The following is a 6,691-nucleotide window of genomic DNA, read 5'->3' as shown; positions in this document are numbered from 1 at the left end:
CTGCGATCTTTTGATGTTGCTTTTAAAGGGCAAGATCAAAAGATCGCAGCCTGCGGCAGCTCCTACAGATGAAGGATTACTTCATTTCTACGATGACTTCTTCGTTCCATGCCTGTGGCAGGGCTTTGGAGGTTTTTTCCCATGCGTCGGCGTCTTTGATCGGGGTGACCTTTTTGTACTGCTCGTTCGGCAGCAGTTTGGCTTTCACGTCTTCCGGCAGTTGCAGGTGCTCGGCGCGGATCGGACGTGCGTTGCCGCGGGCGAGGTTGGTCTGGCCGGCGTCGCTGAAGATGTATTCGCGGGTCAGCTTGGCGGCGTTAGGGTTTTTCGCGTACTTGTTGATGATCGTGGTGTAGCCGGAAATCACCGAGCCGTCGGACGGGATCAGCACGACGTAGTCATCCGGGTTGGCCATCTTGGCTTTGTAGCTCAGGCCGTTGAAGTCCCAGACCACACCGACTTCGATCTCGCCTTTTTCCATGGTGGCGATGGTCGGGTTGGCCATCGACAGGCGACCTTGCTTGGCAATGTCGGCAAACAACAGCAGCGCAGGCTTGATGTTTTTCTCGTCGCCACCGTTGGCCAGTGCCGCAGCGAGTACGCCGTTGGCGGCTTGGGCGGCGGTGCTCACGTCACCAATCGAGACCTTGTATTTGCCGCCCTTGAGGTCAGCCCATTTGGTCGGTACTTCGGAACCGTGCAGCAGCTTTTTGTTGACGATAAAGGCGATGGTGCCGGTGTAGGCCAGTGCCCAGTTACCGTCCTTGTCCTTGGCCCAGTCCGGAACCTGATCCCAGGTGCTTGGCTTGTACGGTTGCACCACGCCTTGCTTGACCGCGATCGGGCCGAAAGCGGCACCGACGTCGCCGATGTCGGCGGTGGCGTTGTCTTTTTCAGCGGCGAACTTGGCGATTTCCTGGGCGGAACTCATGTCGGTGTCGATGTGTTTCAGGCCGTAGGTCTTGGCCAGGTCTTCCCAGGTGCCTTTCCAGTTGGCCCAGTCATCCGGCATGCCGACGCTGTTGACGGCGCCTTCCGCTTTCGCAGCGGCTTCGAGGGTTTTCAGATCGGTGCCGGCCGCCATGGCGGAGGTGCACAGTGCAATGGTCGAGCCTAACAGTGTTGCCAGGAAAAGCTGTTTCATTCCGAAGCTCCTTGGTCGTGTTCAACGCTGCGATTGCGGTGGTTGTTGGTCTAGGTCAGCAATACCTGAGCCAATTTAAGGGGGCTGGATGACACTTTGATGTCGGTGGCCTCGCGCCAGGCCTTTTATTTGGTCGATATCGGCAGGTGCCAGATAAGCGTAGACCATGCTCAAAGGCCCGGAGGGCAAGGGACTTGGCCGATGTATTGCAAGTCATGAGGACGACCGTTGGGTAGTTTTGTCATCTCTCGGTCATCTGTACTGCCTAGGCTTGCAACACCGCAAAACGGTTTGATTGCCGTGCGGTTTTGCCCCGAAACAGTGCTGGTCTAGTCCAGATAGGTAACGTTGATGCGCGATGAGGCAACAAAAGCGGTGACAGCCATTGGCCAGGTCTTGCAGGAGCAGCTCGATCATGGGCTGTTGGCGGCGGGCAGCAAGTTGCCGGCCGAGCGTAAGCTCAGTGAGTTGTTTGGCACTACGCGGATTACTGTGCGTGAGGCGTTGTTGCAGTTGGAGGCGCAGGGGCAGATTTATCGTGAGGAGCGGCGTGGCTGGTTCGTTTCACCGCCGCGGCTGGCGTACAACTTGATGCAGCGCAGTCATTTTCACGCGATGGTCAGTGCGCAGGGGCGGGTGCCGTCGACCGAGGTGATTTCGGCGCGGTTGCAGCCGGCTTCGGCGGCGGTGTGTGCCTGGCTGCAGCTGCCGGCGTTGTCGAGTGTGATTCAGATTTGCCGGTCGCGGCGCATTGATGGGCGGCTGGTGTTGTATGTGGAGCACTATTTGAATCCGCAGTTTTTTCCGGGGATTCTTGAGTTTGATCTGAATCAGTCGATGACCGAGTTGTATGCGCGGCATTACGATTTGCACTATGGGCGGGTGCGGTTTGAGATTGTGCCTACGTCGTTGTCGGTGGATGCGGCGGCGGCTTTAAGGGTGTCGGTGGGGAGTCCGGGGTTGCGGATTGCTCGGGTCAATTATGATCAGCATGAGCGGTTGATTGATTGTGATCTGGAGTTTTGGCGGCATGATGCGATTCACGTTGGGGTTGATGTGGTTTGATCGTTTTGGCCTTGGCGGCCTGTGGGCCGACCAGGTTCTTGGGTTTTGGGTGTATATCCGTTGCTTCGGGTGCTGCCGCTGACGGTTTCGCTCTTACAGCGACTCACTTTTCCAGACGCCGAAAAGTAAGCAAAAGGCTGGGCCCCGGCGTTCGGCCCGCTCGCTGGAGCTCGGGGTTCCTTCGTTCCGGGATCGATCCGGGGGCATCGCTTCCGGTTTGCTTCGCTGCACCTCCTTTCGATGTGTTCGACTTCGTCGAACGGCGCTGCGCGCCTACCCCCGGATAGACCCCTCCACTCAGCCTGCCGAAGGGGCCGGCACGGCAAGATCAAGAGCGGTACTCGAGCTTGCGCTCATTGTGTTGAGTGGTGAGGAGCAGAAGCGATATAGGTTTACCGGTTGGACTCAACCCCTGTGGGAGCTGGCTTGCCAGCGATGGCGGCCTGCCAGGGACACGGGATAATGCACTTTCATGTAGGAGCTGCCGAAGGCTGCGATCTTTTGATGTTGATTCTGGCGAACGCTCAAATCCCCCGATCAAAAGATCGCAGCCTCGTTGCACTCGGCAGCTCAGGTCAGTGGGCGTTGGTGTAGAGGTAGTCTGTTGCCAGTGAGGCCAGGGTGCGAACGCCGACCACCAGCGCCGACTCATCCACGAAGAACCCCGGATTGTGGTTCGGTGCGGCTTTGCTCATGTCTTGGTCGCGTGGCGTCACGCCGAGAAACACAAACAACCCTGGCACTTCCTTGGCGTAGAACGAAAAGTCTTCCGCGCCCCCCGCCAGCGGTGCATTCACCACGTCGTCCTTGGCTGCCCACTTCAATGTCGGCAGCATTTTTTCTGTGAGGGCTGGGTTGTTGATCGTCGGGTCGTATTTTTCGATGATGGTGACGTCCGCTTTCGCACCACCACTCTCGGCGATTTTTTCGATGGTCTGGCGGACGTCGGCGTGCAGTTTCTGGCGGATGCCGTAGTCGTAGGAGCGGATCGTGCCGCTCATGTCGACAGATTCGGGAATGATGTTGTAGCGGGTGCCGCCGTTGATCGTGCCGATGCTGACCACCGACGGATACGACGAGATATCGGTGCGGCGGCTGACCACGGTTTGCAGGCCGACGATGGTTTGCGCGCCGACGGTGATCGGGTCGATGCCGTCCCAGGGGCGGCCGGCGTGGGTTTGTTTGCCGAGGATTTTGATGCGCAGGTCGTCGGAGCTGGCCAGCGTTGGGCCTGGGCGGTAGGCGATCTGGCCGGCGGGGACGCCGGCCCAGACGTGCAGGCCGAATACCGCGTCGGGTTTGGGGGATTTCATCACGCCTTCCTCGACCATCATTTTCGCGCCCCAGGTGTTTTTGCCGTCGGGGATGAAGTCGCTTGGGCCTTCTTCGGCGGGCTGGAAGTAGAACACCACGGTGCCGGGTAATGTGTCGCGCATGCCCGAGAGAATTTTCGCCGTGCTCAGCAGGATCGCGGTGTGGGCGTCATGACCGCAGGCGTGCATCACGTCGACTTCTTTGTCGAGGTAGGTGCCTTTGGCTTTCGAGGCGAAAGGCAGGTCGGAGACTTCTTTGACCGGCAGCGCGTCCATGTCGGCGCGCAGGGCCACGGTCGGGCCGGGCAAGGCACCTTTGAGAATGGCGACCACGCCGGTGCGGGCGACGCCGGTTTTCACGTCCAGGCCCATGGCTTTGAGCTGTTTGGCGACCAGTTCGGCGGTGCGTTTTTCAGTGTTGCCGAGTTCCGGATGAGCGTGGATGTCGCGGCGGGTTTCCAGCAGTTCCGGTTCGAGCTTTTGCGCCTGTTCGGCGATTGTGGTGCGAATGCTTTCCAGCGTCGCGGCGCCGGCGTGGCTGGCGAACAGTGTGAGTAGAACGGCTTGGGCAATGCGCGTCAGTGGCATCGGGTTCTCCTTGATTGTTGTTGTTCGGGCTTCCCTGCCTGTGACTGCAACCGCGCGCGTGAGTGCTATTCCTTCGGCTGGCCGCCACCGGCAGTGATCACTTGCACGCTCATGCGCGGTGTTGCCAGATCGAGTCCGGCCTCGTCGAGATGGCGTTTGAGCGAGAGGTTGAAGGCGCGGGACACTTCCCACTGTTTGATCGGCGCGGTCTTGAACCGGGCGCGCAGAATCGCGCTGCCGGACTCGAAACTTTCGACACCCTGAATTTCCAGCGGCGACCAGATGTTGCGTCGTTGCAGCGGGTCGGTGCGCATCTTCTGGCCGACTTCGCGCATCAGTTTGATCGCGTCGTCGATTTCCATGTTGTACGGCACCGCGACGCGGAAGATCGCGTAGCCGAATTCGCGGGAGTAGTTCTTGATGCTTTTGATTTCGCTGAACGGGATGGTGTGGACGATGCCGTCGATGTCGCGCAGGCGCACGGTGCGAATGGTCAGGCCTTCGACGGTGCCGAGGTGGCCGCCGACGTCGACGTAGTCATCAATTGCCAGCGAGTCTTCGATGATGATGAACAAACCCGTGATCAAGTCGGCGACCAGCGACTGCGCACCGAAACCGATGGCCAGACCGATCACACCGGCACCAGCCAGCAGTGGCGTGACGTTCATGCCCATGTTCGCCAGCGCGACGATCAGCGCGATGATGAAGATCGCCACGAACAGCACGTTGCGAATCAGCGGCATCATCGTTTGCGCGCGGGCGTTGGCCAGGCCTTTGCGCGATCGGGTGAGGGCGTGATGCACGGCGGTGTCGGCGAGGATCCAGATCAGCCAGGAGAAAATCAGCGTGCCGATCAGGCTGAACAGTTTGACGCTGACGTCATGCCCTTCACCTTCGGCGAAACCGATCAGCGACTGGCCCCACACGCGCAGGCCGAGCTCGATGAAGACCAGCCACACCACCAGGTGCGCGAGGGTGTAGAAAAAGCTCTTCAGGCGTTCGGAGTAGAGCGCGTGGCGTTTCGGTCCGCGTTGCGGCTTCAGCGAATGGCGGCGGACGAGGCCGTTGATCACCATGCACATCACCAGCAGCACGGTGCAGATCAGTGACTGGCGCAAGGCTGTGCTGGTGTCGCCAGCGGAAACGAACGTGGCGAACAGCGAAATACCGACCAGCACCAGCGCCGGCACGTACCAGAAGGTCCCGAGGATTTCGATGGTGTCGCTGAGGGCGCGGCGAGTCAGGCGTCGCGACAACGGTTGGTTGCGGATCAGGTGGGCAATCGGTCGGCGGAAACGCAGGATGAACAGGCCGGTCGACAGTGCCGCCAGCACATTGGCGACGGTTGCGGCGGTGTGGGCCAGATGCACGCCGAGGCTTTCGATCAGGCGCGGATCATTCAGGGCTTCACCGAACGCGGCGAAGCTGCCGATCAGCCACAGCGGCCGGAACGCCTGATGACGGAGGATGTACAGCGCGCGATGGCGGTGCGGGCCGTCGAGCAAGGAAAACGCGATCACGCAGATCGCCGAGAAACAGGTGCCGACCACCAGCGCATACGCCAGCACCATCGCCAGGCTTTTGCCCAGTGAAGACGGCAACGCGTAGCTCATGTAAACCGTCATCACCAACGCGATCAGCCACGGCCCGAGCTTGCGCAAAGCGAAGCGCAGCATGTCGAGCGCCCTGGGATGTTGCGGCAGTTCTTCGGTGAGGCCGAAGCGCATGCGCACCCGGTGCCCGAGCCAGATCAGTGCGGCGGCGAGCAAGCTCCAGACCATCAGGATCATGGCGAAACCGAAGATGATTGGCAGCCATTCGTTGGCCGGCAACATCATGCCGCTGAGTTCGTCCTTGGCCAGGTCGAACTCGTTGCCCCAGCGGTTGAGCGGGCTGTCGGCGCCGGTGAATTGTTTTTCAAAATTGGCGAGGGTGCCGCCGATCAGGCCGAGCACGCCTTCTTCCGGGTTGGCCTGAGCTTTTTTGGTGGCGTCGCGCAGCTTCTTCAGGTCGGTCAGCAACTGCGCGCGTTGCTTGTCGTTCTCCAGCGACTTGATGACTTCGTCGAGGGACTGACCGAGGGGTTCCTGTGCTTCGGGCTGGGCTTTGTTGGTGTTGAGCAGGCCCGGCAGGCCGACCGCGTGGGCGGGCGCCAGCGGCAGCAGCGTCATCAGGCAGACGAGGAACAGGCTGGGCAAAGCAAAAAGACGAGCAAACACTAGGCGGTCAACCTCGCAAGGGGCGGATTCGCTGGAGTGTACGAGGCCCACCCAATCAATGCGAGCCGTCGCCGATTATTCGTTGAGTTTGGCGAGGATCTTGTAGATCACGGTGGCGAGGATCATCAGCATGCCGATCCACATGGCGAAAACGCCAGCGTTCTTGTCACGGAAGTTGAAGCCGACTGCCAGCAGGATCATCCCTGTGAGGATCGGGACGAGCATGGCGTGAAACGAAGACATCGAGATCATGGAGACTGCCTTGTCGAAATGAATGATGTAAGTCTAGTGGCTTTACCCGTGTAGGAGCTGCCGCAGGCTGCGATCTTTTGATCTTAAAAACAACATCAAAAGATCGCAGC

5 protein-coding genes are annotated in these 6,691 nt (G+C 59.9%); 1 reads left to right on the top strand and 4 read right to left on the bottom strand.

Annotated features, from left to right (window positions below; all coding sequences use genetic code 11):
- Window positions 1–76 precede the first annotated feature (76 nt).
- Window positions 77–1,144 (bottom strand): ABC transporter substrate-binding protein, encoded by a 1,068-nt coding sequence (locus tag PMI37_RS19025; protein ID WP_008083842.1) that lies wholly within the window; start codon window positions 1,142–1,144, stop codon window positions 77–79.
- 351 nt (window positions 1,145–1,495) lie between these two features.
- Here PMI37_RS19025 and PMI37_RS19020 point away from each other — a divergent pair, with 351 nt between their 5' ends.
- Window positions 1,496–2,209, top strand: a complete 714-nt coding sequence (locus PMI37_RS19020; RefSeq protein WP_007916338.1) for a UTRA domain-containing protein — start codon at window positions 1,496–1,498, stop codon at window positions 2,207–2,209.
- Window positions 2,210–2,784: 575 nt separating this feature from the next.
- Here the strand turns inward: PMI37_RS19020 and PMI37_RS19015 are convergent.
- The 3 genes from PMI37_RS19015 to PMI37_RS32050 all read right to left on the bottom strand — a co-directional run bounded on the left by PMI37_RS19015 (window position 2,785) and on the right by PMI37_RS32050 (window position 6,581).
- Window positions 2,785–4,110 (bottom strand): amidohydrolase, encoded by a 1,326-nt coding sequence (locus tag PMI37_RS19015; RefSeq protein ID WP_008083840.1) that lies wholly within the window; start codon window positions 4,108–4,110, stop codon window positions 2,785–2,787.
- A gap of 65 nt (window positions 4,111–4,175) precedes the next feature.
- Window positions 4,176–6,329 carry a mechanosensitive ion channel family protein gene (locus PMI37_RS19010; protein ID WP_008083839.1) on the bottom strand — a complete coding sequence of 718 codons (2,154 nt, stop codon included), beginning with the start codon at window positions 6,327–6,329 and terminating at the stop codon, window positions 4,176–4,178.
- A gap of 75 nt (window positions 6,330–6,404) precedes the next feature.
- Window positions 6,405–6,581, bottom strand: coding sequence for a hypothetical protein (locus PMI37_RS32050; protein ID WP_008083838.1), 177 nt, complete (start codon window positions 6,579–6,581; stop codon window positions 6,405–6,407).
- Window positions 6,582–6,691: the final 110 nt, after the last annotated feature.

Source organism: Pseudomonas sp. GM80 (assembly GCF_000282515.1).
GTDB lineage: Bacteria > Pseudomonadota > Gammaproteobacteria > Pseudomonadales > Pseudomonadaceae > Aquipseudomonas.
The sequence above is the reverse complement of the archived record's forward strand: the minus strand, read 5'-3'. Positions and strand labels throughout refer to the sequence as shown.